We start from the raw sequence: 26,293 nt of genomic DNA on the forward strand, positions 1-26,293 counted from the left end.
ACTGATGGCAGGAGCAGTCGAGCAAGCTCGACTCTACGGCGCAATCAAGTCACGGCACCACGGTGATGCCGATGCGCTGCATCAACAGCGCCGTCTGCTGCACGTCCAGGCGTGCACCACGCAGGTTGACCACACGCAGGTCCAGGTCGCCAAGCTCCGAACCGGTCAGGTCGCAGTCGGTGAAGTTGGCACTGCTCCAGTCGATGCCCTCGAACTGGCCGGCCGACAGATCCGAACCGGCGAAGCTGGCACCGCTGAGGTTGGCGCCGTCCCAGCGGTTCTCCCACAGCTCGCACTTTTCCAGCGTCACCCGCGAGAAGTTGGCGTAGCGCAGGTTCGATTTCTTGAAGAAGGCACTGCAGAACCAGGTGCGCGTGGTGATCTGGTTCATGAAGCTGGCGTTGCTGAAATCTGCGCCCTGCGCGCGACATTCGCTGATTTCCAGGCCCAGCGCCTTGATGAAGTTGAAATGGCACATGCTGATGTCGCAGCCACGGAAGCTGGCCTCCTTCAGCGTGGCGCCATTGAAGCGGCAGCCGGTGCGGCTTTCGGCATCGTAGAAGCTGCAGTTCACGAACTCGGTGGCGGTCAGGTCGGCACCTGAGAAGTCACATTCGTGGAACTGCTGGTCGACCACTTTCTGGCCGGCGTACTGGTCGCCGGTAATGCGCAGCGCGCGGTGGATGCTGGGGGACATCTGGATTTCCATGTCACGGTTGCCCGACATGATGCCGGGCAAACGTGGTCTACCGTAAGCGGGCGTGCCGCGGGGTTCACCGGCAGTCCAGCCGTGCTGTGCACAAAGCGCGGCCGACGTCAGTGCCGACGGCGCCGGAACTTCATCCGCAGGCGACGGTAGCCGATCACCGCACCGGTGGCGCACAGGCCCGCACCCACCACGCTCAACAGCAGCAGCACGCCCAGCCGCGTGTTCTCCTGCCGCAGCATGCCCGGCAGGTCCCAGCTGTGCAGGAAGTAGAACAGCCAGCGGCCGACCCGCTCGCGATGGCCCAGGGTCAGCAGCGGATCGCCGGTGGCCAGATCGAAGTAGACGCGCGTGGCGTGCGCATCGCCGAAATCGGCCACCGCCACCGGAAAGCGCCGCACGGCCGCACCGTTCATCGCCTCGGGGGCGCGAGGGTAGAAATACGCATCGGGCGTGCGCAGGATCGAGAACCCACGTAGTGATGCCGAACCCATCGCCTGCGCGTGCTGCTGCAGCCACGCGGTCGGCAGGGTCTGGGCGACCTGCAACTGCCCCTCTGACTGCGAAACGATGCGGGTACCGCCCTGCCCGTCCAGCAGCACCGCGAACAGTTCGCCACCGATGCGCCGCCACTGGATTTCCACCGGCGCGAAGCCTTCCCTCGACGCTGCCGCGAGCAAGGCCTGCGGCTGCGCGACGGCGGTATCCAGCGACACAGCCCCGCCGCGATAGCGCGCCGCATCCACTGCACCTGCCGTGGTGCTGAACACCTGCAGCGGGTTCATCGACATCAGTCCGCTGAAGATCCAGGTGAACACGAAGGCGCACGCCATCAGGCCGACCAGATGATGCCAGCGCATCCATGGCTCCACGTAGGGCGTCTTCGCACCCGAGCGGTAGCTGCCACGAAAACGCCAGCGCCACACGCCCACCACGATGCCACTGATGGCCGCCACTGTGCACAGCGCGGACAGCACGATCACCATCCACGTCCACACCGGGTCCACCGATTGCATGCGCAGGAAGTACAGCCAGTGCAGCCACGCACCGACGTAGTTCCAGCGCTGCTGGTGGTACGGCGCATCCAGAACCACTTCGCCGGTGCGCGAGGAAACGTACAGACTGCCTGGCTGGCGGCCGCCCACTTCCACCTTGTACAGCGGCCGTTGCGCGTCCAGCCCACGCGAATGCGTCCAGCGATCCTCGTCCACGCGCACCGCACCCGGGAACGCCTGTCCACCAGCAAACACCGCGGCCGACAGCTCGGCGCGCTGGGCAGACACCGGCAGCAGCGCGTGGCCCGTAGCTGCCGACCACGCGCCGACGTTGGCACCGCTGCGCACCACGTAGGCCGGTTCACCGCGCAGCGTGGTCATCGCCACGCTTTCCGGTTCGGCCTGCACGGCGTCGGGCAGCACCCGCAGACCCTGGAGCACGCGTGCAACATCAAGCACCGGCAACGCCGCCAGCCGTTCGCCCGGCGTCAACTTGGGGTAACCGATGAACAGCATCACCATGCCGCTGACGAACCACAGCAGCATCAGCAGGCAGCCACCGATGCCCAGCCATCGGTGCAGCAGGTAGGTCCAGCGCTTGGCAGTGGATCGCAGCGACATCAGCGACGCCCTCAGAAGCGATGGTCGAGGGTGAACTCGACGCGGCGGTCCGCGCCCAGCAGCCACTGCGTGCTGGTGTAGTACGCCGTCGCGTAATACGCCTTGTCGAACACGTTGAACAGTCGCGCGCTTACCCGCGTGCGCGGTGCCGCCTGCCAGGTCAGGGCCAGATCGGTGGTGCTGTAGCCCGGCAGTTCCAGGGTGTTGGCGTTGTCCGCGTAACGCTTGCCGACATAGCGCGCGCCACCGGCCACGGTCCAGTCCGGCAGGAACTGCCAGCTCAGCCACACGTTCGCCATCCGCTCGGCCACGTTCGGCGGCACGTTGCCATCGCGCGAGACCACCGCCGCCGCCGAGCCGGTGGTTTCCAGGAAGTCCTCGAATTTGGCCTTCAGCACCGTGGCATTCGCATCCAGCGACCAGTGCGGTGCGAACGCCCAGTTCAACGATGCCTCGATGCCACGCGAGGTCTGCGCGCCCGCCTGCACGCGGCGATCGGGCTGCAGCGGGTCACGGCTGAGCAGGCCGGTCTTGCGGATGCCGTACGCCGCCAGCGTCCACTCGCCGCCATCGAAGGCCTGCTTCAAGCCCACCTCGAACTGGCGGCCCTTGGCCAGGTCGAACGCACCGTTGGCCGGGCTGATCATCAGCAGGCCACTGACCGGGTCGGCTGCGTGCGAATACTGCGCGTACAGGCTCAAGGTCGGCCGCAGCGCGAACACCGTGCCCGTGCGCCAGCCGGTGCTGCTGTAGGTCTTCGAGAACGCTGCCGCGCCGCTGATGAGATCGGTGCGGTCGATGGTCGCGCGGTCATGACGCAGCCCGCCCAGCACCGACCAGCGCTCGCTCAGCGTCAGGTGGTCTTCGGCAAACAGCGCGTACTGCTCGGCACTGTTGCGGTAGCGCGGCAGGTTCGGTGCATCGCTGGCGAACTCGCCCGGTACCGGATGGAACGGATCGACCGGCCCGGAGCTGCCTGCGTAGGTGTTGTTGGTGTGCTTGAAGTGCGCGCGGTTGGCATCCAGGCCCACCGCGAAGCTGTTGGCCAGCCCGCCCACCTGCCCCTGCACGCGCAGCGTCGAGGTCAGCCCGGTCTGGTCCTGGTTGTGGGTGATCTGCGTGTTGTCCGAGCGATCAATCAGACCCGTGGCATCGTTGTAGACGTAGGCCTCGGCATTGCGCCAGTCGCGCTGGCTGTCGATCTGGTAGAGGCGCGTGCGCCATTCGACGTTCGCGGTCGGCGTCCACAGCGCATCCAGCTGGGTCCAGCGGTCGCGGAAGCGGATCTCGCTGTCGGCCACGTTGTAGTTGCGATGGCGCAGCGCATCCAGCTGACGGCCATCCACCAGCGGCGTGCCGAAGTAGCGCATCGGCTGCTGGTAGCCCTGCGCATGGGTCAGGGTCAGCTGCAGGTCCGTGCGCGGCTGCCACAGCAGTGCGCCGGAGAACGTCGCATCGTTGTTGCGGCCACGGTCGACCCAGCCACCGCTGTAATTGCCGCTCACATCAACCCAGTAGGCCAGCCCCGGCGTCAGTGCACCGCCGCTGCCGAAGCCCAGGCGCGCGGTGTCCTCGCTGCCCACGGTCACGCTGATCTCGTTCTCGATGGCACCGCGCGACGGCTTCTTCGGCACGATGTTGATGACACCGCCGATGGCACCGTCGCCATGGATGACCGAGGCCGGGCCGCGCAGCACTTCGATGCGCTCGATGGACCAGGTATCGAACGGGAAGGTGACGCCCACCCCGCCGTACTGGCGCAGGCCGTCGTACAGGCGCATCACCGACGCGCCATCGGTGAAGCCGCGGCTGGACAGCGCACTGAGGCCATTGCCGGGATGCGGCATCGCACTGATCGCACCCGCGCGGCTGATCGCATCGTTGAGGTTGCTGTCGCCGCGTTGTTCCAGCTGGTCGCGGTCGATGACGGTGAGCGCGGCCGGCGTCTGCAGCACGCTCAGGCCAACGGCCGAGCCCGCGCTGGGCACGGCAGACAGTGCGCCATGGCGGGTATCGACCACGCGCACGGTGTCCAGGGTGGTGGGGTCAGCGGCATCGGCGCGGGCCGGTGCGGTGTACAGGGCGCAGGCGCACAGCGCCGGCAGCGTCGCCCAGCGCAGGGCAACGACGTTCGGGTTCGTTTTCATGTTTCCACGGCATGCAATGCCGCCCCTTCAACGGGGGCAGCAGAAAGAAAGTCGCACGCGGATGCACCGGGCCATACCCGGCGGCTTCAATCAGCTCGACAACGCCGGGCGATGCCCAGCAGCTTCAAGAGAATCGGTAGCGCCGGGCCATGCCCGGCGGCTTTCGCGTGCGCGGCTCAGCCAGCGAACACCAGCGGCGGGCCACGCGCGCCCAGGGTTCCGCGCAGCCGCGAGGGCAGCGCTCTGACAGATCCTGCCAACGCCCGACACACCGGCGCCAAAGGCACCAGCAGCAGGAACGCCGCCACCAGCAGGGTGATCAGGCGTGCCGCGATCAGGCAGTACTCGCAGTCCACGCCCATTTCATGCTCGGCGTGTGGATCGACCGCCGGTTTGGCGGTGGTCTCGTCGTGCGCCATCGCCATCGCCATCGCGTGGTGGTCGTGGTGACCTTCCATCGCGTGCTGCGCGCGTTCGGCATGCGTGCCGTGGCCCATGGCGCTGTGGTCCATGGCGCCATGATCCATCGCACCATGATCCATGCCCGCCATCATCGGCACGGCAGCGTGCGCCGGCCCATGGGCCATCCAACGGCTTACCAGCGGGGCAAGCAGCACCAGCAGCATGGCAAGCCATGCCAGGGTCTGGAACCGGCGGTGGAATCGGGGGCGACGCACCCGCCCATTCTACGGCGCAGCGGCCAACCCTGGACCACGTTCAGGGTTTTGCCCCTGCGACACGGTGACGCAGGCCATCAACTCACGTACTGCGCCACGCCATTCCCGAACGACCAATTTTCCGGCTTCACTTCCACCAGATTGATGAACACGTCCTCGCGACGGATGCCCACCGCCTCATGCAAGCCATTGGCAATGCCCAGGTAGAGCGCCTTCTTCTGCTCCTGCGTGCGCCCCTCGCTCCAGGTGATCTGCACGCAGATGAAGTCATCGGTGCGGGCCACGCCCAGATAGCCGGGGTCGAAGACGAGGGTGCCCGGCTCGTGCTCCTGGAATACCTGGAAGCGATCGTTTTCCGGCACGCCCACCGCGCGCAGGGCCTGGTAGATCGCCTCCCCCACACGCTGCAGATAATCGGCGGATTTACCTTTGCGAAGATCGATACGGACGAGCGGCATGGTGGGACTCCAGAGCCAGAGCGGACAACCGTGGGGCGAGACTACGCCTGCCGGGGTCGGCGACACAGCGCATGGACGGAACGTCTGCTTTCATCCATGGCACGTTCGCGCGGGGCTGCGCCGGGTGACGTGATTGCCATCTGCCGGGGCTGTGTAACGGCACGGCTTGGTTCAGGTAGCGCGGCTGGCTACGCCATGGGTGCAGGTACACCGTCATGGCTGGCGTTGTTGCAACTTTCCTCACTGACTTCCGTGTTTGCACGAATCGATGATCGCCTCGCCAAGGCAGATTGCCTTGGTCGGGATTGGCGTCTCGAATAAACGAACAAGCTACTGGATGTTGCGATCTTGATCGCAGCAAAGAGAATGCACCGACTGCCCTCAATGGCGGGCGGTGCGTGGGGATCGCCAGATCCGCCAGGCCTTTTCTCCCAGTGAGCTTTTCTGCCTTGGTACGCCAACCCGCACCGTCCGCCGCCTTCACTTCCGAAGGTGGCTCTACGCCAGTGAGGGTTTCGCCATGAGCAATCGAACCGCATCCCACCCACGCCTGCACGCACTCATCGGCGACCTCGCCAACGACGTGCCCGAAGACCTCGCACGTGAGATCGAGTGCGCATTGAACGAACAGAATCTGCCCGTGCAGGCACCCACGTTCTTCGCCTGTCTCGATGCCATCCGCCAAGGTGATGGTGCAGATGGTCAGCCATGTCACGCCCGCAGGCTCGGCGCCGGCAATCACGCATCACTCAGTCGCTCGCTGGCGGGGCTCACCGCGCTGCTGGATCTTCTGCAGGCCGCTGACCGCGCGCGTGTCGAAGGCATTCCAGAAGAACAGCTGGGCAACTTCCACACCGATGGTTTGATCGTCGCGGCACGACAACTGGTGCGCGAGGCAACTCGCTGCTCGACTCAATGAAAAATGCTGGCCCGATCATACCCTGTCCGCACAGGGAGAAGATCGATAGTCACAGCTTCAATAGCGAAGTCAAGAAAGATACGGTGAGAAAAAGGAAGTAAACCCAATCATGTCAAAAATGAAAAGCATTTCAATTAAAATCATAGATGAAGGAACCACATACCGAGAAACATACTGAACCAACGTTTCAAAACGAACCCGAGCCCGAGAGAGGCCTGTCAGGTTGTAATCACGCCGCATTTCAAGCATTGCAAATGCATAGTCGTCTCTACTGTGATTCTCGGTATCAGTAACTATGTCCGAATATCTCTGCTGGTAAGCATCCAAAATTTCAGAATCGTCGGAAACCCTAGCTCGATCTCTGGCCAGAGACCTATTGAGCTCCTTTAGCTTATTACCACAGTCAGTTAAATTCTCGGACCTCACATCATAGCGAGCAGTCGCTATAACAATGGAGTAAACCAGAACAGCAACCGCCAAAAAAATAGACATCATATTCAGAACGCTTGGAGAGTATACCAACCTGACCCCAGAATTCTGCAAAAGCGGAATAAGCACAAGCCCCAAAGATAGAAAGGTAGTGGTAAAGAATGAAAACTTACTCTGCCAGTCGAGACGAGCGGCAGCATTGTATCTGCACTTTGCAGTCACTCGGATACTTAACTCAAGTCGTTCAATTGGAGTCTTCGACGGACGCTCCTTGTTCAACGATGAAAAAAGCCAACCCCAGAACGCGAGCAGCATCTTGCGATCGATAAATCCAAATACCTTGCACACCCCTTATCTCCCTGCAGCCTTAAAATACAGCATGTATTCCTTCACCCTTTTATCCGGGGCTCTACCCTGCCCCCTGTATACATAGTTGCTCGCAAATATGTCTATTTTTTCAAAATCCAATGAAGCCTCGTCAACAATCCGCTTCACATCCCCCAAGCCCGAGCTCGAGTAACTCCACAAGCAGTCCCATCCACTTCGCGCACAGGTTTTCAATATTTCCGAAATTTCTGCCTCAGACTCCCTCGATGAACGCGCGCCAAAAACAGATGCGAACCGAAGCCCCCCGCCCCTCTTTGGCATACGAGCTTTACCTGTCACAGCAACCGGCGAATATTTGCTAATGACCTCAAGAACGTGATAATACCGACTGTATTCATCGCGCGTATATGGCGGGTCTAAGTACAAGCAAGGGGTCCCTTCGTAACTCGCGGTCGGCATTCGCTCAACCGCGCTACGCCAGGGACCAGGGACGGTGTCAATTTCTTGCTTAACTCCTTCACTCTCTTCGGCGAGGCTCGTAAGCCTTGCATAAAACTCGTGCGTTACGGAAGCCAACCGCTGACGTAATAACGCAGCTAGATTTTTCTGGGCGACCAACGGGTTTGACACATCAAATCGCGGCTGCGCAAAGTGTCCAGCATAGGTAAACGCGCATGCACTGGCTGCACATATCAACGCGCCAAGCGCCCATTCCTTTTCCCGCTGACAGGCTATTTCATTTATAGCCTGCCTCAGACAATCCAACTCCACTGACTGCCGCCAACCAAAATACAGCCCGCCGTAGACTTGAGAGATCAAATGACCTTCAGCCCAAGCGCCGCTTACACTGTCAAAATCCCCCTTCCGCATCGCCGTCCAATCCAAATTATCTTGTATCGCATCCGCCAAAAATTCCCGCGCCGAATGACTGTCAATTTCAGAATTTGCAGCCATATCCTCCATCAAGATCTTGTCAGCATACTTTTCTGACAACGCCGCATAGCGATTGCGTGCAATATCAATTACAAAACCGGCCAACTCAATCGCACGCGACCTACCCAGTCCGCCACCCTGAACTTTTGCCAAGCATCTACTAAAACTCTGCGCATCAGACGCAATTACTGGATAGAACCTAGAAACAGCGCCTGATACAGCGCCGGAGCCAGCCATCAGATCAATAAAAACTCCGCCTGACCAGCACGCTGAGAGAACGTCAATTACCTCGCCAGACAGGGAGGCTTTCGACCCCATGTAGTTCGCGGATCTTGAAAAAATTACACCGCGCCCGTCCTGAATTTCTGCACGTCTAGATCTAGACGCCTTGATCTCAGCGGCTATCGAACTGGAATCGGAGTACAGGTAATACTGATCAAAATTCAGCAACGACCATTGCGAGCGCTCAATATCACCTATGGCTGATGCTTCACTTTCTTTCAGACCAGCATCGATCCATAGGGGCGACAATTGCATCCAAATACTTGGATCTCGCCCGTCAAGCGCCCCTCTCTCGTTATACACATATATTTGATCGGCTAACGAACATACGATTTCCGGCGGAAAGAGCTCCCCCTGCGCTGATGGCGCAGCTCGCTTCGATCTCACTTCATCCAATTCAGCAAGACGACCCATCTGTGAACGAGAGACCCATCCATTTCCGAGTTTATCCTCGATAGTTGGAAGGAGGCCACACGACACCCACCGAGTCTCCCTGGGAGACAGCTCTGAAACCGAAACAGCCCATTCGAAGGAACTCACAACGCCCTCCCCGCAACGAGGACTCTACCAAAATTCGTTTCAAAATCTGCAATGCGGCGCATCTCAGCACCTTCAAGGCAACCCATAAAACGATCAAACATAATATTCTTATGGAAATTCATCGCCCACACCCCCGCATGCTTAAGGTGTTTCGAAACAAACCCAATTGTTGAATATGGCTCTACAAAATAATGCATGGAATAGCAACCGACTACCGCATCAAAGTCCTCAGCCCCACTGAAAAATTCAGCATCACTAAGAACTTCCAACCCACGACTTTGAGCAACCCTTGCAATCTCAGCACTCAAATCGTAACCCACAATTCGAATAGAGCGCGCAGCTGAAGCCCGCAATATTAGCCCATCCCCACAACCAACATCCAACAGATTTAAGACGGGAAAGCCGTAGTATTGAATGCAAGTGTTGATCAAGAAATTGTAACAGTCGACATTTCTCTGAGTGTCAATGACTGATCCATATTCCGCGGAGAGAGATCCAAAAAGCTCCGAAACCGCAGCTCGATTAGATGACAATTCTGCAGCGACCCATACCGTCTCGAACAATCTGGCCAGACCAAGACTCTTCCAATAACGCTCATCTGGAGCACCGCGCCAAGAGAGAATTGATACGCCAGAACCACATCTCCGGAGTTCAACGTTCGCCTTCGAAAGCAACTTCCGATATTCATTGCTTTCAAATTTTACTACCAGTGTCCATAAACTAGTCACTCGAGGAATCCACAATCATCTTCGCAATCCGAGGATGAACGCCATCGACCCGCATGTGGAGACTCAGCGCAACGTACGTGACTGTACCTATTTCGACAGAAGATGATTTCATATCACTCCTTGACCGGAGCTCATCCATCATTCCCTCAGCAAATCGAATGGAACCAAACATACTGTATGGAAGACCAATAAAGGCCTCCACAGTGCGCCAAGTGAATACCCAATCAATTGCTCCTCGCGAATCGTCGCCAATGCGTGGAGACGCCCACACCGAAACGAGACCCTCGGGCGTGCATCGGCCATCCCGTACTCGATGAGGTACAACTAAAAGCGCTCTTCGAGTGGACTTCATTCCAGCGCTATCAACGTAGCAAGAGGCGAGCTCCTGGATGAAAGCGTCGTACTGTCCATCCTCACGCAACTTGCCCCCCAGTCGACTAGCCGGGTCAAGGAGAACACTTCTCGCGTACCGCGAAACATCCTCCTGTTGCTTCGCCAAGTATGAGGGAAGCACAAAACGTAATGGATCCTCCAATACGATTTTGAAAGAAGTGAGCTCACGAAGCTCTTGGTGAGCATCATCTGCGGACACTCGCTTCGCCTCTCTTCGGAGAATATCAATTACTGTCGGGTATGCCTGCCCCGCATTTTGGCACCTGACACCATCGACAGCACCCAAGTCAGCGCGATCGACACCGCTTCGCCTGAGAATCTCCGCAGCTTCCACCGCACTCGATTCCAGGATTTCATGCGGCTCCCAAACCAGCCCTGAATTTTCGTACAAAGCTGACACTAGAGATGAGAAATCTCCCACAACCTTTAAAGTCTTACTAATATGCTCCACCATATCCCGAACTTGATCAGAAGGGATACTGGACAGCGTAGACATTTCATCAATGTCCACATTAAAGCTCACACCCCTCAGTCGGCGAATTGTATCACTCTCCTCCGGGTTACTACCCCAACCGACAACGAAGCAGCCTCCCTTTTTACTCGCGGCAACCTTACAGACAAGCGCTACAGCAGCCTGCCAGAAATCGGGCAGCCCGCCGCCCGAGTTAGGGCGATCATCAACTACGACCAATTTAGAGAAGAAGTGTTCCGGGAGAATTGTTTTGTCTGGTAGGGCTGGCTGCGTATTGAACCCCACCTGCACGCCTATAATGGCGCCATCACGTGACGCCACATTCTGATCATAGACAGTGACCTCAGCATCCCCCCCGCCCTCCCCGGGCCTCTCCCATGCAGTTCTTCCATCTACATCTACACGAACGCCGAAATTTCCCACTGAAATCGAAATATGCATCGAGGGAGGGACAACCTCACCCGTTCTAGTCCGATTCTGAAGTAGTCCACTTGCAATTGCCAACGCGATTGCAGCGGCAGGAATTCTATGGGGGTTCCTCGCCCCAAGCAGAGCGGAAATTGAATATGTGGGAACGACTTCAACATCGAGCCATGAGATCGCTTTCTCGACTCGTTCCAGAATCGCCTTCTTGTCATCCGAACCTATGCGACGAGCAATCAGCTCGATCAAGCCAAGCCTCGGATCATTGAATGTCGAACGTTTTGACTGCGCGGTCCGGCGAATGAGAACTGTGCCCAGCTTCAAAAAATCGACAGCGGAGGTTGACACATCCTCGCTCGAAGCGGAAAGAGCGAATGATATCTTCCCCCTCCGCTTATCTGTCGAAGTCTCAACACGTGACGGAGAGTTCTCCGTTCGAGGCTTCCTCGTAGATGCTTCTGCCTTGCGCAGCGCCTCATCAATATCTGTGTAAGTAGGCTCCCCAGAGAGGAGCTCAACACCCATAGTTATATCGACATTAATAATGGCGCCATCAGTGGATTGGAAAGGAAAACTCATAATTCGCCCCTTCAGCTTCTGGAGGGCGTCCATCATCTCAAGGAGGCTGTCAGCGGGAAGGATCAGGTAAAACTCGTCACCACTTGGATGAAAGGGAATTCCACCAAATTCCCCACAGAGATTGTGCATTTCTCGATTGACCATGCGAATTGCCTCATCGCCTTTCGCATGCCCAGCATCATCGTTGAGCTTTTTAAAGTTGTCGAGATCCGCATAAATCGCAGCAACCCTAGAATCAACTTGATTTTCAACCAACCTGGAGACAGATCGACTCAGGGAGTTCCTGATCGATTCAAACTTCCAACCAACGCCGCCCATTGGCCTGATGTCATTACGCCACAGTGCCGGCGGCAATGCTCGCAGCTTATCCAACAGAGATTGCTCTGAAGATGTCTCTGGGAAATACTCACCATAAACTCGATACTCGATACCCTCGCTTACATTCCCCCTGACCAGCACTTTTGGAAGATCGTCGGTTGCGCCCCATACATAAATTTGATCCAAGTGCTGAATTTCGATGCGAATTCTTTTTGCGAATGTGTCGGACGCAATAGATGCAATTATCCTTGTAACCTCTCTTGGGGACAGAAGTATCGATTCGGCCTCATTGGTCAAATCCTCCAACTTTCTCGCAGCGTCGTATGCCATCTTCCCTGAACCCCCTTTTATTTACTGAAAAGTCTTTTCGCCCGCGCGACTATCTGAAGAGCTTGTATAGCGCCAGAAGTCGATGGATAATCGGCCTGGAATCTACTTGCAGCTCTCGCACCGTCCGAGGCGTTGGAAACGCAAACCCCAAAACCAACCGAACTCAGAAGCTCGATATCATTATCATTATCGCCAATTGCCATTACCGAATGTGCCGATATGTCAATGCTTGACAACATTACATTAAGACCCTGAGCCTTACTGGATCCGAATGGCCTTATCTCGACATACTTAGACCCACTGCGAGTTAAGGAGATCTCCTCCACCCCAGAAAGTCCATTTGCAATATTCAATTGCACATCAGGATCATCACTCCATGCAAGAGCGGCAACACAAATAGCGCCTGATTGCAGAGATTCCGGAAGTGAGACGGGGAGCCCGTTAAATTCCCGATGCGGCGGAGATGATCCACCATGAAAAACAGCCCACTCTTTTTCAAGCCGTCCGTCGAAACTATATGCAATCCAGTATGTCAGAACAGATGCACCCAACTCCTCAATCGTCCGGACAATTTCTCGCACTGCACCCATTTCAATATGGACGGAGTGCAGAATAGTTCCCGATGAGGTCAAGACCACCCCTCCATTATAGATAATGAATGGAAGATCTTTGTTTCTTGAAACTGCGCTAATTATGGGAAACGCCCCGAATGCCGCACGTCCCGTTGCAATGGAGAGAGGAACTCCACGCCCCTTGAGCCTGTTCACTACGCCGAGACGCAGATCCCAGGCCCCTGACAGAGGCACGTCATCGGAGCTTGAAAGCAACGTACCATCCAGATCCAGTATCGCCAGCTCAACTTTAGAGAACTCTCTAAATTCATCAGGGTCCGACATCGCATTAGGAAGACGCATAGTTCACTTATCCACAATAAAGAGATGATGCTTAGATGCACGACTTCGAGGAACTGTCGTATAACTGGCCGCATCAATGGTCAGCGCTTCGACTTTTCCATGGCAAGAAAGCATTTCTCTCATGTGATCCAAAGATACATGTGCCCCTTCACAGTAGTGCAACACACAACGCCGCCACTGCACCGCCGCGACAAGTCTTTGAACGTACTCCAAACTCCAAGACTTTTCTCTAGAATTTCCACCTTTTGAGCGCAGAATGGGGACGCCAGCCATACTACGGCCATCAGTTTTGGGGCGCTTCAGACTCGCCAGACTTTCGGGAAAATGATAATAGCGCGAGTAATCTCGTGAATTATACGGAGGGTCTAGATAGAGCAGATCGAAGCTATCCCCCCCTAGAACTTCAATTGCGTCACCTCGAATCGCGCGACCAGGTGGTCCCGCAGCAGGAACATCCAGCCAACTAAACTCGAATGACTTTATAGCCCGCCTATCCCATTCCTTCAGGTATGCATAGTAGGTGCCCGCGGTATTAGCGCAACGGTCTGCGCTGTTAACCAGCGATGCAACAAGGTGACACTCCTCAGACTTTGACAAGAGCCCTTTCGACTTCCACGATGCGATACTCATCCAGATACCGGATATTTTTGCAGCGTTAGCTCTCGTAAAAAATTTTCTTTCAGTCGAGAACTCCCGAACAATCCATGATCGATGATCTGATAGTTCACGGATATGCAAGAGCAAGTCGGCCACTGACGCCACTCCCAAGTATTGCCTGAGAGCCAAGTAGTAAGGTCGTCGCCCAAGCACCACTCGCGTATGTTGGAATGCGTGAGGCATCCCGAGCACATCGCACGTGGTTACTTGAATGCCCTCGTTGCGCAGTGCTACTCCGATGGTACCAAGCCCACCAAACGCGTCCGCAGCGGTACGCGCATCGATACCCGAAAGGCTTGCGCGGACAACTGCGTCCAGGGTGGACGATTTGGTGCCGAAGTAGCGCAATCTAATGTCCCTGTGACTGATTCCTCTGCACTAGTATCCGCTTCACAAGGCAGGGAAGTCGACAGGCGAGATGGAAAGCACGCAACAAAAAAGCCCCCATTGCTGGAGGCTTCTTTCGTTCTGCAACATGGTGGGCGGTACAGGGATCGAACCTGTGACCCTTGCCGTGTGAAGGCAATGCTCTACCGCTGAGCTAACCGCCCGGTGTGTTGCTGAGCCGCTCATTATAGGGGCTTTTCAGAGGCCGTCAACAGTTTTTCACATTTGTGTTCACGGGCCTTTTCGAGGCCTGCAGCCGAGCATGGCTCGGCTCTACTGCACTGCGGTCTGCGGCCGTTTTCGAGCGCAGGAGTCGAGCATGGCTCGACTCTACAGAACAGCGGTTCACGGGTGTCTCGAAGGCGCCGCCGGGCATGGCCCGGCGCTACCTCACATCGTGTGCGTCGGCTTGTCCGAGCTGGTCAGGCCGGCCAGCAGGGTCTCGATCTTGTGGCGCACGTTCTCGCCTTCCTGGCCGTCGGCCAGCTGCACGCCGATGCCGGCCACGCGGTTGCCCTGTGCGCCGGCGGGGGTCACCCAGATCACCTTGCCGGCCACCGGCAGGCGCTCGCTGGAATCGGGCAGGGTCAGCAGCAGGAACACTTCGTCGCCCAGAAAGTAGCGCTTGGGCGTGGGTACGAAGATGCCGCCATTCTTCACGAACGGCATGTACGCGCTGTACAGCGCGGCTTTATCCTTTACAGCCAGGGACAGGATGCCCTGGCGGGCGTTGCTGGCACTCATCGATTTCCCCTTGCGGCAGGCCGCTCGTTCACCTTGTTCCAGGCCAGCAGCAACTCGACCACCGCAAGGTCTGCACGCACGGTAGTGCGCAGCAGGTCGCGGGTGCGGTTGGCAGCATCGAACCAGGCTGCAAGCTTGTGCAATCGGTCCGGCGCGGTCAAGGCGTCGGTGCTGGCCTGGGCCAGCGCCAGATCGGCGGCAAAGCGCAGGCGCAGGGCCGCGTTCTCATCGCCACACCACTTCTGCGCCAGCTCCACTGCGCCGGTCTTGCCGGTGGCCAGCTGTTCCAGGTCGCGGCCGACGTCGCGGCGCAGGCTCAGACCGTCTTCGCGCAGCCAGTTGTCGGCCTGGCCGGGATGGCCGCGCGCCGCGTCCAGCGCTTCGCGCGCGGCCGCTTCGCTGTGGCCCTGCAGCTGCAGCCAGGCCATCGCTTCATCGCGCGGCGGCAGCTTGAACTCCAGGCGCTGGCAGCGGCTGCGCACGGTCTGCGGCAGACGCGCCGGGTCGCTGCTGATCAGCCACAGGTAGCGGCCGGGCTGCGGTTCTTCCAGGGTCTTCAGCAGGGCGTTGGCGGCCGAGCGGTTGATGGCATCGGCCGGGTCGACGATCACCACCTGGGCAACGCCGTACTGCGGGGTCAGCGCCAGCTTGTTGGTGATCTCGCGCACCTGCTCGATGACGATCTCGGTGCGCAGCTTGTCGCCGCTCTTGTTCGGAACGAAGCTGACCAGCTGCAGATCCGGATGGGTACCGGCGGCGATCAGCTGGCGCGTGCGCGTGGCGTGCGCGGCATCGCCACGGGCCAGCACGTGGTCGGCCAGAGCCAGCGCGACCTCACGCTTGCCCAGGCCGGCCGGGCCGCAGATCAGCAGGCCATGGCCTAGCCGGTCGGCATCCAGTGCGGCGACGGTCTGGTCGAAGGCGCGCTGCTGCCAGGGCGAAAAGCTCATGCGCCCTCCCCGGCCTGCAGCCAGCGCTCGACGCTGGCCACCACATCGGCGGCCACGCGCTCCTGCACCTGGCCGGCATCGATCAGGGCAAAGCGCTGCGGATCCTGCCGGGTGCGGCTGCGGAAGACTTCGCGCACGCGCTGGAAGAAATCGTCCTGCTCGCTCTCAATACGGTCCGGCCACAGGTCACGGCCATTGGCGCGGGCGCGGCCCACGGCCACGTCCACATCCAGCAGCAGGGTCAGGCCCGGCAGCAGGCCGACCGCGCGGCGCTCCAGGTCGGCAATCCACTGCGGGTCGAGGCCACGGCCACCGCCCTGGTAGGCGTAGCTTGAATCGGTGAAGCGATCGCTCAGGACATAGGCGCCGCGCTGCAGTGCCGGCTGGATGACCTGGCGCACGTGCTGGGCGCGTGCGGCGAACACCAGCAGCAGCTCGGCTTCGGCGCTGAGCGGTTCGGCGGCGATCTCCGCGTCGGGCTTCAGCACCAGGCCGCGGATGCGCTCGGCCAGCGGCGTACCGCCCGGCTCGCGGGTCAGCACGACCTCGTGGCCGTGGCTGCGCAGGCAATCGCGGATGGCGTTGATGGCGGTGGTCTTGCCCGCGCCCTCGCCGCCTTCCAGGCTGACGAAACGCGGATGGCGAAGCAGCGCGGAACTCATTGCGCCGGGGTCTCCTTGGTACGTTGCTGGCGCAGCTGCTGCAGGTAGCGGGCTACGGCGGCGTTGTGCTGGTCCAGGCTGGGCGAGAACACGTGCGCGCCACTGCCATCGCCCACGGCGACGAAGTACAGCGCATCGCCGGCGGCCGGCTGTGCGGCGGCCATCAGCGCATCGCGGCTGGGCATGGCGATCGGGGTCGGGGTCAGGCCCGCACGGGTGTACGTGTTGTACGGCGTATCGGTGGTCAGGTCGCGGCGGCGGATGTTGCCGTCGTAGGCCGTGCCGATGCCGTAGATGACGGTGGGATCGGTCTGCAGGCGCATGCCGATCTTCAGGCGGCGCATGAACACCCCGGCGATCTGCGGGCGCTCGCTGGCCAGCGCGGTTTCCTTTTCGATGATCGAGGCGAGGATCAGCAGCTCGTAGGGGCTGTTGATCGGCAGGTCGGCGGCGCGGCTTTCCCAGGCCTCGTCCAGCGCTTTTTCCATCGCGGCATGGGCGCGCTTGAGCACGTCCATGTCACTGTCGCCGCGCTGGTAGACGTAGGTCTCCGGCAGGAAGCGGCCTTCCGGATGCTGGCCGCCGAAGCCCAGGCGCTGCATCAGTGCGGCGTCATCCAGGGTGTCGGTGGTGTGCAGCAGCGGCTCGGCGCGCTTCAGCGCGGCACGTACCTGGCGGATGTTCCAGCCTTCGACAATGGTAACGCGGTGCTGCAGCACCTTGCCGGCACGCATGCGCAGCAGCAGCTCGCGCGGGGTCAGGCTGTTGTCCAGCGCGTACTCGCCCACCTTCAGCTTGCCGGCGGCATCGAGCTGGCGGGCCAGCAGCTGCCACTGGGTGTCCTGGCCTTCGTCCACGCCGGCCTCGCGCAGCTTGCGCAGCACGCTGTTCATGCCATCGCCGCTGGCGATGACCACGCTCTCGGCGGACGGGGTGATGTGGCGGTCTGCGAACTGGCCCTGCTGGTAGAAGAACCACGCGCCCGCGCCGGCGAGGACGGCGCCCAACACCACCACCAGCGTGACCACGAACAGACACCCGCGCTTGGCTCCCGCCATGGACTACCTCTGAATGCGATTCCGCCGTGCAGGATACCGTGCCGGGTGGTGTGGGGTCATGACCGGGGTGGCCTCCGACCCCGCTTCGCCCACCGGGGATCCGGTTACCCCTGCTGCCCCAGCGCCCGCAGCAGGCCGCGGGCCTTGGCGCGGGTCTCGTCCAGTTCCTTGTCCGGGTCCGAGTCGACCACGATGCCGGCGCCGGTACGGAAGCTGACTTCGTGCCCGTCCACCTCGGCGGTGCGGATGAGGATGTTCAGGTCCAGGTCGCCATCGCGGTTCAGCCAGCCGAAGGCACCGGTGTAGGCGCCGCGCGGCACCTGTTCCAGCTCGCTGATGATCTGCATGCAGCGCACCTTGGGGCAGCCGGTGATGGTGCCGCCGGGGAAGGTCGCGGCGATCACCTCGCCCGGGGTGACTTCGGGGCGCAGGTGGCCGCTGACATTGCTGACGATGTGGTGCACGTGGGCATAGCTTTCCACGGTCATCAGTTCATCGACGACCACGGTGCCGGGCAGGCAGATGCGGCCCAGGTCGTTGCGCTCCAGGTCGATCAGCATCACGTGCTCGGCGCGTTCCTTGGGGTGGCCGACCAGTTCCTGGATGCGCGCGGCATCGTCGTCGCCTTCAAAGCGCGGGCGGGTGCCGGCAATCGGCCGGGTCTGCGCGTGGCCGGCATGCACCGACACCAGCCGTTCCGGCGAGGAACTGACCACATGGCGGCCGTGCGCGCTGAACAGGCCGGCGAACGGTGCCGGATTGGCACGACGCAGCTGCGCATACAGCGCCTGCGGGCTGACCGGCGCGGCGAATTGCGCGCTCCAGCGCCGCGACAGGTTCACCTGGAACACGTCGCCGGCACGCAGGTACTCGATCACCCGGCGCACGCCGTCGGTGAAGCGCTGCGGTGCGTCCTCGCCCACCGACTGCGGCGGCTGCCAGCCCTGCCCTGCTTCGGACAGCGCGGCCGAGGCCTGCGCCACCAGCGCGTCCAGCAGGGCCTGTTCGCCGGCTTCGGCGATGACGAAGCTGGCGTCGTTCTCATGGTCGTGCAGCAGCGCGGCCGGGCAGCGCAGGGCCAGCGCGGTCGGGCGGCCGTCATCGCGCGCACGCGGCGGCAGCACGGTTTCGATCTGGCTGGCCACTTCGTAGTCGAGCATCAGCGCCCAGCCGCCGCGGAACGGCAGGCTGTGGCTGCGGTCATGCGGCAGGCGCGCGGCCTGCCAGGCGCGGTCGAGCACCTGCAGAAAGCTGCCCGGCTGCACGGCATCGTGCTGGTCGCGCACCTGGCCGTCGGCGTCCAGCCGCAGGCAGTCGCCCTGCGCGGCCAGCAGCAGGCTCCAGCGGCCCTGGGCGGTGCCCGAGGCGGTGGATTCCATCAGCAGCGGGAAGCGCGCCGGGTCGTGCTGCTGCAGGGCCAGCAGGTCGATCGGGTGCGGCAGCGGGTGGATCAGCGGGGCGTGGGTCATGGCGGCCAGTTCGGGGGTTCAGATGCACGGAAGCCGCCTTGCGGCGGCTCCCTCGTGCGTGAGGCACGTTCAGTCGAGCATGACTCGACTCTACAACCTCGGTCAGACGCGCTTGAAGATCAGCGTGCCGTTGGTGCCACCGAAGCCGAAGCCGTTGGACATCACCACGTCGACCTTGGCCTGGCGTGCTTCGTTGGGCACGTAATCCAGGTCGCAGCCTTCGCCCGGCTGTTCCAGGTTGATGGTCGGCGGAATGACGTTGTCCTGCAGCGCCATCACCGAGAAGATCGCTTCCACGCCGCCGGCGGCACCCAGCAGGTGGCCGGTCATCGACTTGGTGGAGCTGACCATCATCTTGTAGGCGTGGTCGCCGAAGGCGGCCTTCATCGCCATGGTTTCGCCCAGGTCGCCCAGCGGTGTGGAGGTGCCGTGTGCGTTGAGGTAACCGACCTGGTCCGGGCTCACGCCGGCATCGCGCATGGCCATGGCCATGCAGCGGGCAGCGCCTTCGCCGTTCTCGCTCGGCGCGGTCATGTGGTACGCGTCGGAGCTGGCGCCGAAGCCAGCCAGTTCGCAGTAGATCTTGGCGCCGCGTGCCTTGGCGTGCTCGTACTCTTCCAGCACCAGGATGCCGGCACCGTCACCCAGCACGAAGCCGTCGCGGTCCTTGTCCCACGGGCGCGAGGCCTGTTCCGGGGCATCGTTGCGGGTGCTCATGGCCTTCATCGCGCAGAAGCCTCCCAGGGCGGTCGGCGAGGAACCGCGCTCGGCGCCACCGGCCACCATCACGTCGGCATCGCCGTACTGGATCATGCGCATCGCGGTACCGATCGAATGGTTCGAGGTCGCGCACGCCGAGACCGCCGAGAACGACGGACCCTTCAGGCCGGTAATGATGCTCAGCTGGCCCGGCAGCATGTTGATGATGGTCTTGGGCACGTAGAAGGGCGAGATCTTCTTGCCCTCGTGGAAATCGATGGTCTGCTCTTCGATGCCCAGCAGGCCGCCGATGCCGGCGCCGACGATGGCGCCGATGCGCTCGGCGTTGGCTTCGGTGATCTCCAGGCCCGCATCATGCAGGGCCATGAAGGAGGCACCGAGGCCGTAATGGATGAACGGGTCCATCTTTTTGGCATCCTTGCCGCTGACCCGGTACTTGCCGAACAGTTCGTTGTCGGCGGTGATGTCAAAGCCTTTGACCTCACCTGCAATCTTGGTGGTGAACCGATCCAGGTAGGCATCAGAAACGTTGGTCAGCGGACCGATGCCCGAACGACCATGGGTGATGCCTTCCCAGCTGCTGGCCAGATCATTGCCCAACGGCGAGACGATACCCAGACCGGTTACGACGACGCGACGCTTCATTGCTGATTCTCCTGACCCGATGATGTCAACGGGCAACTCGGTTTGCTTCGATGTGATGCTCAAACACACGGGGCCGCAACTGCGGCCCCATGGGGTGCGGTGCGCGGCGAGCGGAACCCGCGCGCGCACTGCCGTCTGACATCAGGCCTTGACGTGGGCCTTGATGTAGTCGATGGCGGCCTGCACGGTGCTGATCTTCTCGGCTTCTTCGTCCGGGATCTCGCACTCGAACTCTTCTTCCAGGGCCATCACCAGCTCAACGGTGTCCAGCGAGTCAGCGCCCAGGTCATCGACGAACGATGCGCTGTTGGTGACTTCTTCTTCCTTGACGCCAAGCTGTTCGACGACGATTTTCTTGACGCGTTCTTCGATGGTGCTCATGGGGTATCGCTCCAGATGGAGTAGTGGTTCAAAAGTGATCGCCATCGGATGGCGATGGCCGTGGGATAGTGTAGTGGAAACCGGCGGGGCCTTGCATGCATGCAAAAAACCCAGCAGATCAACCACTTGCGGCGCAATCCATGCGCCCCTTGCTTACGGCATGTACATGCCGCCGTTCACATGGAGGGTTTCGCCGGTGATGTAGCCGGCCGCCGGGCTGGCCAGGAAGGCCACCGCATGGGCGATGTCTTCCGGCGAACCGAGGCGTTCGAGGGCGATGTCGTTGATCAGGGCGGTGCGGGCTTCTTCCGGCAGCGCCTTGGTCATGTCGGTATCGATGAAGCCGGGGGCCACGACATTGACGGTGACGCCGCGCGAGCCGATTTCCTTGGCCAGCGACTTGCTGAAACCGATGATGCCGGCCTTGGCAGCGGCGTAGTTGGCCTGGCCGGCGTTGCCGGTCACGCCCACCACCGATGCGATGTTGATGATGCGGCCCTTGCGCGCCTTCATCATGCCGCGCATGACGGCCTTGCTGGTGCGGAACACGCTGGTCAGGTTGGTGTCGATGATCGACGCCCAATCGTCTTCCTTCATGCGCATCAGCAGGTTGTCGCGGGTGATGCCGGCGTTGTTGACCAGGATCGAGATCGCGCCGAATTCCTTGGCGATGCCGTCCAGCACGCTGTCCAGCGCGGCGGCGTCGGTGACGTTCAGCGCGCGGCCGTGGCCGCCGTGGGCCGCCAGGCGTTCGCCGATCGCGGCAGCGCCGGATTCGGTGGTGGCGGTGCCGATGACGGTGGCGCCCTGGGCGGCCAGCAGATCGGCGATGGCGGCACCAATGCCACGGCTGGCGCCAGTGACCAGTGCGATTTCACCCTGCAGGGGCTTGCTCATGATGTTGTCCTCAGACGTGGGCAGCGACCGCGCCCGTGCCGCTTGCAGCGGCCACCGGCACGGTCGGCAGGAACAGGGGGATCAGGCCGACCACGCCTCGCGGGCGCCTTCGAAGTCGCCCGGGGTCGCAAGGGAACGGCCGTCGATGGTCTTGTCGATGCGCTTGACCAGGCCGGTGAGCACCTTGCCCGGACCGCACTCGGCGATCTGGGTGATGCCACGGGCGGCCAGGGCCTGCACGCAACCGGTCCACTGCACCGGCTGGTACAGCTGCTGCACCAGGGCGGCACGGATGGCGTCGACACCGTCGTGCACCTTGGCATCGACGTTCTGCACCACCGGCAGCTGCGGCACCTGCCAGGACAGGCCGGCCATCACTTCAGCCAGGCGGTTGGCGGCTTCGCGCATCAGCGGGGTGTGCGAGGGCACGCTGACGGCCAGCTTCACGGCCTTGCGCACGCCCTTCTCGGCCAGCAGCGCCAGCGCGCGGTCGACCGCAGCGGCGTCGCCACCGATGACGATCTGGCCCGGCGAGTTGAAGTTGGCCGGCACCACGACCTGGCTGCCAGCGGCTTCGGCGCAGACGTCCAGCACCAGCTGGTCTTCAGCACCGAGCACGGCGGCCATGGCACCGACGCCGGCCGGCGCGGCTTCCTGCATCAGCTGGCCGCGCAGGCGCACCAGGTGCGCACCGTCATGCAGGCTCAGCGCGCCAGCAGCGACCAGGGCGGTGTATTCGCCCAGGCTGTGGCCGGCCAGCACCGACGGGCGCGGACCGCCGACGGCGTTCCAAGCGCGCCACGCGCCGACGCTCGCCGCGAGCAGGGCCGGCTGGGTGTATTCGGTACGGTTGAGCATTTCCTCCGGGCCACCCTGGGACAGCGCCCACAGGTCGACGCCGGCACCATCGGATGCTTCGGTGAAGGCTTCACGCACCTGCGGGTGCAGCTCGGCCAGCTCGGCCAGCATGCCCACGGACTGCGAGCCCTGACCGGGGAAGACAAATGCGAGGGTGGATACGGTCACGCGGTCATCCGCTTGTTGCAATCGAAGCGGGCCATGATAAGGGCGAATCCCTCGTGTCGTCTGTACGTGCGCGTATGCAGGGCGTATGGACCCACGAAGGGGTCGGATTCCTTTGCCCCCTGCCCGGCGAACGGGTCCGGTAGCGCCGGGCCATGCCCGGCGGACCGCGATCAGCAGAACAGCTGCAGGATGTCGAGCTCGCCATCGGCGAACCAGTCCACGCACAGCCCCACCACCATGATCAGGCCCAGCGTGGTCGCGCCATGGGTGATGAAGATCGATTGCGCCAGCGCGCGCGCCGAGCGGCCCAGCTTCATGCAGACGCGGGCCAGGCCCTGCAGCCGGCCACTGACCGAATGCACGTGCGCGCGTACCGGCGCCTGCACACCATCCATGGCCTCGGCCATCATCGCCTGCAGGTGCTGTGGACGGTCGGCGTAATACTTGGCCACGCCATAGCCGAACATCAGCCAGTCCCGCGCCTGCGCCTCGGCCAGGTCCATCACTTCCAGCGGGTCTTCCTCGAAATCGATGAAGCCCACGTTCTGGCCGTCCCAGGTGAGGTTGCGCGGCACCGGCTGGCCGAAATAGGCGCCACGGGCATGGGCTTCGGCGAGGGCCTTCATCGCGGCGGCCACCAGCCGGTCACGACCGGCGTCATCGGCTTCGCGCAGGCAGGTATTGAAAGAACCGCCGTTGTCGCCGATCACCAGCGCAGCATGGCCGCTGCCGATCACTTCGGGCACGTTCACGCCCTGCGCGTGCAGCTCGCCCAGGCGACGCGCTTCGGTCGCGCGCGCGGCATCGCCTCCGCGGTGCGGCGGCGGGCGCAGGGCATCGAGGTGGAAGCGGCGGGCGATGAAATTGAGAAGGCCCAGGGCGAATGCGCGGCCTCCCTTGCCGTACTGCTTCAGCCAGGCGCGCTGCCCTTCGATGACGATGGGCTCAACCATGACGGATCTCCTGAACGCGTTACGGCCCCAAAGGGGCCGTAACGACAGACTTCACGTTGTCGTAACTACGCTATCAATAGCGCAGCAGGGCCGAACCCCACGTGAAGCCGCCACCGAAGGCTTCCAGCAGCAGCAGCTGGCCACGCTCGACCTTGCCCGAACGCACTGCGGCGTCCAGCGCCAGCGGCACTGAGCCGGAGGAGGTGTTGCCGTGGCGGTCGACGGTGACCACGACCTGGTCCATCGACATGTCCAGCCGCTTGGCGGTGGCTTCGATGATGCGCAGGTTGGCCTGGTGCGGGATCAGCCAATCCAGGTCGGACTTGCCCAGGCCGTTGGCCTCCAGGGTTTCGTCTACGACCGAGTCCAGCGCCTTGACGGCGTACTTGAACACGTCGTTGCCCTTCATGTTGATGGTACCGCCGCCGTTGCCGCTGCCATCCTTGAAACCGACCGACACGCCGACCGGGTTCCACAGCAGCTCTTTCTTGCTGCCATCGGAATGCAGGTGGGTGCTGAGGATGCCGGTTTCTTCGTCGGCCTTGAGCACGACCGCGCCGGCACCGTCGCCGAACAGCACGCAGGTGGTGCGGTCTTCCCAGTCGACGATGCGGGTCAGCGTTTCGGCGCCGATGACCAGAACGTAGCGGGCATCACCGGAACGGATGAACTTGTCGGCCACGCTGAGCGCGAACACGAAGCCCGAGCAGGCCGCGTTGACGTCGAAGGCGGGGCAGCCCGACGCACCGAGCTTGGCCTGGATCAGGCACGCGGTGGAAGGGAAAATAAGGTCAGGGGTGGTCGTACCGACCACGATCATGTCGAGCTGGGAAGCGTCGATACCGGCCGCTTCAAGCGCACGCACCGCGGCGTGGTAGCCGAGGTCGCTGGTGGTTTCGCCTTCGGCCGCGATGTGCCGTTCACGAATACCGGTGCGCGACTGGATCCACTCGTCCGAGGTTTCGACCATTTTTTCCAGGTCGGCGTTGGTCAGGACTTTTTCCGGCAAATAGCTACCGGTGCCCGCGATCCTCGAGTAGATCCGCTTGCTCATCATGTTTCCTGTTGCGCAGGCTGCCGATCACCGGCATGCCCGGGGAAGAAGGCAAAGGCCGCTGCCCTGGGGCAGCGGCCTTTCGGCACATCAATCTTCTTCGACGGCCGAGGTCTTGGTCTGGATGACCTTCTTGCCGCGGTAGAAACCGTCAGCAGTGATGTGGTGACGCAGGTGCACTTCGCCGGTGGTCGGGTCGGTCGACAGCTGCTTGGCGCTCAGGGCGTCATGCGCACGGCGCATACCGCGGCGGGACGGGGTGACACGGGATTTCTGGACAGCCATGGGATTGCTCCAAACTCGGTTCGATTTGCTTCGTCGTATCGTCGCGCAGGACGCCAGCGCCCAGCACACTTTCGCTTTCGCCGCAGCCGCCGACGACAATCCGGCTGCTAATGCTTTTACTCTTTCTTCAGTGCCGCCAACGCCGCAAACGGGTTGGCCTGCTTCGTTTCTTCTTCGGTCGGTGCCCAGTCCTTGTTGACTGCCTCACCGTCCGGCGACAGCGGTACCACGGGTACCGCCAGCACCAATTCATCCTCGACCAGGTCCAGCGGACGCAGTTGCCCATCTTCCGGCACCAGCAACGCCTCGTACTCCTCGGGCAGGGACGATTCCTCGTCCTCGTCGCGGATCAGGCCAAGCCTCTGGGTCATCTTCACCGGCAACAGGAATCGCTGCATGCTGCGCTGACAGGTCAGCGGCAACGCGGTATCGATGGTCAGTTCCACATAGGATACCCGCAAGACGTCGTCGTGACCGAATTCAAGCGAGTAATTACACTCACCGTCGGTATCGGCGACCAACCCTTGCAGGCGAGTCAAATCAGCCAAAGAGACCTGGCCGTCGAAGCGCCTTCGCGCTACGACCATCCGCCAAGCATCCAGCGTTTCGGGCACGTTCGCGGACATAAGCCGCTGAATACTAAGGATCGGGACCGTCGCTGTCAAATGCCCGCCATACAGGGGCTTGCTGGCAGCCTCGGCGCCGGGCCAGACTTCCGCACCCTGCCCCGGAATTGTCGCATGCCTGCCCTGCTCCTGGCCTCCACCTCCCGCTACCGGCGCGAGCTGCTGCAGCGCCTCGGCCTGCCCTTCGACTGCGCAAGCCCGGCGGTGGACGAGACCCCGCAGGCGGGCGAAGCCCCGCTGGCCCTGGCCGGGAGGCTGGCGGCTGCCAAGGCCGCCGAGGTCGCCGCGCGCCACCCCGGCGTCTGGGTGATCGGCTCGGACCAGGTGGCGGACCTGAACGGCCAGCCGCTGGGCAAGCCGGGCACGGCCGAGGCCGCCTGCGCCCAGCTGGCGGCAATGGCCGGGCAGACGGTGCGCTTCCACACCGCCATCAGTCTCACGCGCGATGGAGAATCGTTCGCGTCCATGGACCTGACCGAGGTGCGCTTCCGCCCGCTGCAGGCGCGGGAGATTGCCCGCTACGTGGCCGCCGAGCAGCCGCTGGACTGCGCCGGCAGCTTCAAGTGCGAGGGTAGATCGAGAGAGCGG

Annotated in this window: 26 protein-coding genes and 1 tRNA gene; 2 read left to right on the plus strand and 25 right to left on the minus strand. The window is 61.8% G+C overall.

The features are described from left to right. Positions 1-49: 49 nt before the first annotated feature. The 5 genes from smqnr to DCO49_RS12070 all read right to left on the minus strand — a co-directional run bounded on the left by smqnr (position 50) and on the right by DCO49_RS12070 (position 5,604). Positions 50-697, minus strand: coding sequence for a SmQnr family pentapeptide repeat protein (gene smqnr, locus DCO49_RS12050; RefSeq protein WP_116864250.1), 648 nt, complete (start codon positions 695-697; stop codon positions 50-52). Positions 698-816: 119 nt separating this feature from the next. Continuing rightward, positions 817-2,322, minus strand: a complete 1,506-nt coding sequence (locus tag DCO49_RS12055; protein ID WP_116864231.1) for a PepSY domain-containing protein — start codon at positions 2,320-2,322, stop codon at positions 817-819. A gap of 11 nt (positions 2,323-2,333) precedes the next feature. Beyond that, the gene (locus DCO49_RS12060) at positions 2,334-4,469 is read right to left on the minus strand and encodes a TonB-dependent receptor (protein WP_116864232.1); all 2,136 of its coding nucleotides are present in this window, start codon (positions 4,467-4,469) and stop codon (positions 2,334-2,336) included. A 176-nt stretch (positions 4,470-4,645) separates the two neighbouring features. Further along, positions 4,646-5,095, minus strand: coding sequence for a DUF2946 family protein (locus DCO49_RS12065; protein WP_116864233.1), 450 nt, complete (start codon positions 5,093-5,095; stop codon positions 4,646-4,648). A gap of 128 nt (positions 5,096-5,223) precedes the next feature. Beyond that, on the minus strand, positions 5,224-5,604 hold the full coding sequence (locus tag DCO49_RS12070) for a tautomerase family protein (protein ID WP_116864234.1): 381 nt from the start codon (positions 5,602-5,604) through the stop codon (positions 5,224-5,226). Between the two features lie 520 nt (positions 5,605-6,124). Here DCO49_RS12070 and DCO49_RS12075 point away from each other — a divergent pair. Beyond that, positions 6,125-6,523: a hypothetical protein gene (locus DCO49_RS12075; RefSeq protein ID WP_116864251.1), complete on the plus strand. Its 399-nt coding sequence runs from the start codon at positions 6,125-6,127 to the stop codon at positions 6,521-6,523. A gap of 69 nt (positions 6,524-6,592) precedes the next feature. Here the strand turns inward: DCO49_RS12075 and DCO49_RS12080 are convergent, their stop codons facing one another. From DCO49_RS12080 to DCO49_RS12175, 20 genes are all read right to left on the minus strand, one after another. Continuing rightward, positions 6,593-7,267 carry an SLATT domain-containing protein gene (locus DCO49_RS12080; RefSeq protein WP_116864235.1) on the minus strand — a complete coding sequence of 225 codons (675 nt, stop codon included), beginning with the start codon at positions 7,265-7,267 and terminating at the stop codon, positions 6,593-6,595. A 36-nt stretch (positions 7,268-7,303) separates the two neighbouring features. Further along, positions 7,304-8,749, minus strand: coding sequence for a DNA adenine methylase (locus DCO49_RS12085; protein ID WP_165835722.1), 1,446 nt, complete (start codon positions 8,747-8,749; stop codon positions 7,304-7,306). A 281-nt stretch (positions 8,750-9,030) separates the two neighbouring features. After that, positions 9,031-9,762: a class I SAM-dependent methyltransferase gene (locus DCO49_RS12090; RefSeq protein ID WP_165835723.1), complete on the minus strand. Its 732-nt coding sequence runs from the start codon at positions 9,760-9,762 to the stop codon at positions 9,031-9,033. Next, positions 9,755-12,277 (minus strand): diguanylate cyclase, encoded by a 2,523-nt coding sequence (locus DCO49_RS12095; protein ID WP_116864238.1) that lies wholly within the window; start codon positions 12,275-12,277, stop codon positions 9,755-9,757. Before DCO49_RS12095 ends, DCO49_RS12090 begins: the two co-directional genes overlap by 8 nt. A gap of 17 nt (positions 12,278-12,294) precedes the next feature. Next, positions 12,295-13,191, minus strand: coding sequence for an HAD-IIB family hydrolase (locus DCO49_RS12100; RefSeq protein WP_116864239.1), 897 nt, complete (start codon positions 13,189-13,191; stop codon positions 12,295-12,297). A gap of 3 nt (positions 13,192-13,194) precedes the next feature. Next, positions 13,195-14,196 carry a DNA adenine methylase gene (locus tag DCO49_RS12105; RefSeq protein ID WP_165835724.1) on the minus strand — a complete coding sequence of 334 codons (1,002 nt, stop codon included), beginning with the start codon at positions 14,194-14,196 and terminating at the stop codon, positions 13,195-13,197. Between the two features lie 128 nt (positions 14,197-14,324). After that, positions 14,325-14,399, minus strand: a tRNA-Val gene (locus DCO49_RS12110). Between the two features lie 226 nt (positions 14,400-14,625). Further along, positions 14,626-14,979 (minus strand): PilZ domain-containing protein, encoded by a 354-nt coding sequence (locus DCO49_RS12115; RefSeq protein WP_079220849.1) that lies wholly within the window; start codon positions 14,977-14,979, stop codon positions 14,626-14,628. Then, the gene (locus DCO49_RS12120; RefSeq protein WP_116864241.1) at positions 14,976-15,929 is read right to left on the minus strand and encodes a DNA polymerase III subunit delta'; all 954 of its coding nucleotides are present in this window, start codon (positions 15,927-15,929) and stop codon (positions 14,976-14,978) included. The genes DCO49_RS12115 and DCO49_RS12120 overlap by 4 nt, the downstream gene beginning before the upstream one ends. Next, the gene (tmk, locus tag DCO49_RS12125; RefSeq protein ID WP_116864242.1) at positions 15,926-16,591 is read right to left on the minus strand and encodes a dTMP kinase; all 666 of its coding nucleotides are present in this window, start codon (positions 16,589-16,591) and stop codon (positions 15,926-15,928) included. Before tmk ends, DCO49_RS12120 begins: the two co-directional genes overlap by 4 nt. After that, positions 16,588-17,649 carry an endolytic transglycosylase MltG gene (gene mltG, locus DCO49_RS12130; RefSeq protein WP_116864243.1) on the minus strand — a complete coding sequence of 354 codons (1,062 nt, stop codon included), beginning with the start codon at positions 17,647-17,649 and terminating at the stop codon, positions 16,588-16,590. The genes tmk and mltG overlap by 4 nt, the downstream gene beginning before the upstream one ends. Positions 17,650-17,753: 104 nt before the next feature. Next, a complete protein-coding gene (locus DCO49_RS12135) occupies positions 17,754-19,118 on the minus strand; it encodes an aminodeoxychorismate synthase component I (protein ID WP_116864244.1) in 1,365 nt (454 codons plus the stop codon). Positions 19,119-19,220: 102 nt separating this feature from the next. Beyond that, on the minus strand, positions 19,221-20,483 hold the full coding sequence (fabF, locus tag DCO49_RS12140; RefSeq protein WP_116864245.1) for a beta-ketoacyl-ACP synthase II: 1,263 nt from the start codon (positions 20,481-20,483) through the stop codon (positions 19,221-19,223). Positions 20,484-20,624: 141 nt separating this feature from the next. Then, positions 20,625-20,864 (minus strand): acyl carrier protein, encoded by a 240-nt coding sequence (gene acpP, locus DCO49_RS12145; RefSeq protein ID WP_005415509.1) that lies wholly within the window; start codon positions 20,862-20,864, stop codon positions 20,625-20,627. Between the two features lie 153 nt (positions 20,865-21,017). After that, on the minus strand, positions 21,018-21,761 hold the full coding sequence (gene fabG, locus DCO49_RS12150) for a 3-oxoacyl-ACP reductase FabG (protein WP_079220844.1): 744 nt from the start codon (positions 21,759-21,761) through the stop codon (positions 21,018-21,020). Between the two features lie 81 nt (positions 21,762-21,842). Beyond that, positions 21,843-22,787 (minus strand): ACP S-malonyltransferase, encoded by a 945-nt coding sequence (gene fabD, locus DCO49_RS12155; protein ID WP_116864246.1) that lies wholly within the window; start codon positions 22,785-22,787, stop codon positions 21,843-21,845. A gap of 170 nt (positions 22,788-22,957) precedes the next feature. Next, a complete protein-coding gene (locus tag DCO49_RS12160) occupies positions 22,958-23,740 on the minus strand; it encodes a serine/threonine protein phosphatase (protein ID WP_116864247.1) in 783 nt (260 codons plus the stop codon). Between the two features lie 73 nt (positions 23,741-23,813). After that, entirely contained in the window at positions 23,814-24,794 is a 981-nt protein-coding gene (locus DCO49_RS12165; protein ID WP_108767982.1) for a beta-ketoacyl-ACP synthase III, read from the minus strand. 90 nt (positions 24,795-24,884) lie between these two features. Next, positions 24,885-25,079: a 50S ribosomal protein L32 gene (gene rpmF / locus DCO49_RS12170; protein WP_004154640.1), complete on the minus strand. Its 195-nt coding sequence runs from the start codon at positions 25,077-25,079 to the stop codon at positions 24,885-24,887. Positions 25,080-25,195: 116 nt separating this feature from the next. Beyond that, complete coding sequence (locus tag DCO49_RS12175; RefSeq protein ID WP_116864248.1) at positions 25,196-25,705, minus strand: YceD family protein; 510 nt, start codon at positions 25,703-25,705, stop codon at positions 25,196-25,198. A 114-nt stretch (positions 25,706-25,819) separates the two neighbouring features. Here DCO49_RS12175 and DCO49_RS12180 point away from each other — a divergent pair. Continuing rightward, positions 25,820-26,293 (plus strand): Maf family nucleotide pyrophosphatase (locus tag DCO49_RS12180; protein WP_116864249.1); only part of this gene is annotated, 474 nt, incomplete at its 3' end.

It is taken from the genome of Stenotrophomonas sp. SPM (assembly GCF_003105135.1).
Taxonomy (GTDB): Bacteria; Pseudomonadota; Gammaproteobacteria; order Xanthomonadales; family Xanthomonadaceae; genus Stenotrophomonas.

What these genes read in the sequence shown, in the direction of transcription:
- DCO49_RS12095 (WP_116864238.1), bottom strand. Translation starts at nt 12,277, where the DNA reads ATGGCATACGACGCTGCGAGAAAGTTGGAGGATTTGACCAATGAGGCC.
- DCO49_RS12080 (WP_116864235.1), bottom strand. Translation starts at nt 7,267, where the DNA reads ATGCTGCTCGCGTTCTGGGGTTGGCTTTTTTCATCGTTGAACAAGGAG.
- DCO49_RS12085 (WP_165835722.1), bottom strand. Translation starts at nt 8,749, where the DNA reads ATGCAATTGTCGCCCCTATGGATCGATGCTGGTCTGAAAGAAAGTGAA.
- DCO49_RS12070 (WP_116864234.1), bottom strand. Translation starts at nt 5,604, where the DNA reads ATGCCGCTCGTCCGTATCGATCTTCGCAAAGGTAAATCCGCCGATTAT.
- DCO49_RS12100 (WP_116864239.1), bottom strand. Translation starts at nt 13,191, where the DNA reads ATGCGTCTTCCTAATGCGATGTCGGACCCTGATGAATTTAGAGAGTTC.
- DCO49_RS12055 (WP_116864231.1), bottom strand. Translation starts at nt 2,322, where the DNA reads ATGTCGCTGCGATCCACTGCCAAGCGCTGGACCTACCTGCTGCACCGA.
- DCO49_RS12120 (WP_116864241.1), bottom strand. Translation starts at nt 15,929, where the DNA reads ATGAGCTTTTCGCCCTGGCAGCAGCGCGCCTTCGACCAGACCGTCGCC.
- DCO49_RS12175 (WP_116864248.1), bottom strand. Translation starts at nt 25,705, where the DNA reads ATGTCCGCGAACGTGCCCGAAACGCTGGATGCTTGGCGGATGGTCGTA.
- DCO49_RS12135 (WP_116864244.1), bottom strand. Translation starts at nt 19,118, where the DNA reads ATGACCCACGCCCCGCTGATCCACCCGCTGCCGCACCCGATCGACCTG.
- DCO49_RS12065 (WP_116864233.1), bottom strand. Translation starts at nt 5,095, where the DNA reads ATGCTGCTGGTGCTGCTTGCCCCGCTGGTAAGCCGTTGGATGGCCCAT.
- DCO49_RS12115 (WP_079220849.1), bottom strand. Translation starts at nt 14,979, where the DNA reads ATGAGTGCCAGCAACGCCCGCCAGGGCATCCTGTCCCTGGCTGTAAAG.
- mltG (WP_116864243.1), bottom strand. Translation starts at nt 17,649, where the DNA reads ATGGCGGGAGCCAAGCGCGGGTGTCTGTTCGTGGTCACGCTGGTGGTG.
- DCO49_RS12075 (WP_116864251.1), top strand. Translation starts at nt 6,125, where the DNA reads ATGAGCAATCGAACCGCATCCCACCCACGCCTGCACGCACTCATCGGC.
- DCO49_RS12160 (WP_116864247.1), bottom strand. Translation starts at nt 23,740, where the DNA reads ATGGTTGAGCCCATCGTCATCGAAGGGCAGCGCGCCTGGCTGAAGCAG.
- DCO49_RS12060 (WP_116864232.1), bottom strand. Translation starts at nt 4,469, where the DNA reads ATGAAAACGAACCCGAACGTCGTTGCCCTGCGCTGGGCGACGCTGCCG.
- fabG (WP_079220844.1), bottom strand. Translation starts at nt 21,761, where the DNA reads ATGAGCAAGCCCCTGCAGGGTGAAATCGCACTGGTCACTGGCGCCAGC.
- tmk (WP_116864242.1), bottom strand. Translation starts at nt 16,591, where the DNA reads ATGAGTTCCGCGCTGCTTCGCCATCCGCGTTTCGTCAGCCTGGAAGGC.
- rpmF (WP_004154640.1), bottom strand. Translation starts at nt 25,079, where the DNA reads ATGGCTGTCCAGAAATCCCGTGTCACCCCGTCCCGCCGCGGTATGCGC.
- fabF (WP_116864245.1), bottom strand. Translation starts at nt 20,483, where the DNA reads ATGAAGCGTCGCGTCGTCGTAACCGGTCTGGGTATCGTCTCGCCGTTG.
- smqnr (WP_116864250.1), bottom strand. Translation starts at nt 697, where the DNA reads ATGTCCCCCAGCATCCACCGCGCGCTGCGCATTACCGGCGACCAGTAC.
- acpP (WP_005415509.1), bottom strand. Translation starts at nt 20,864, where the DNA reads ATGAGCACCATCGAAGAACGCGTCAAGAAAATCGTCGTCGAACAGCTT.
- DCO49_RS12165 (WP_108767982.1), bottom strand. Translation starts at nt 24,794, where the DNA reads ATGAGCAAGCGGATCTACTCGAGGATCGCGGGCACCGGTAGCTATTTG.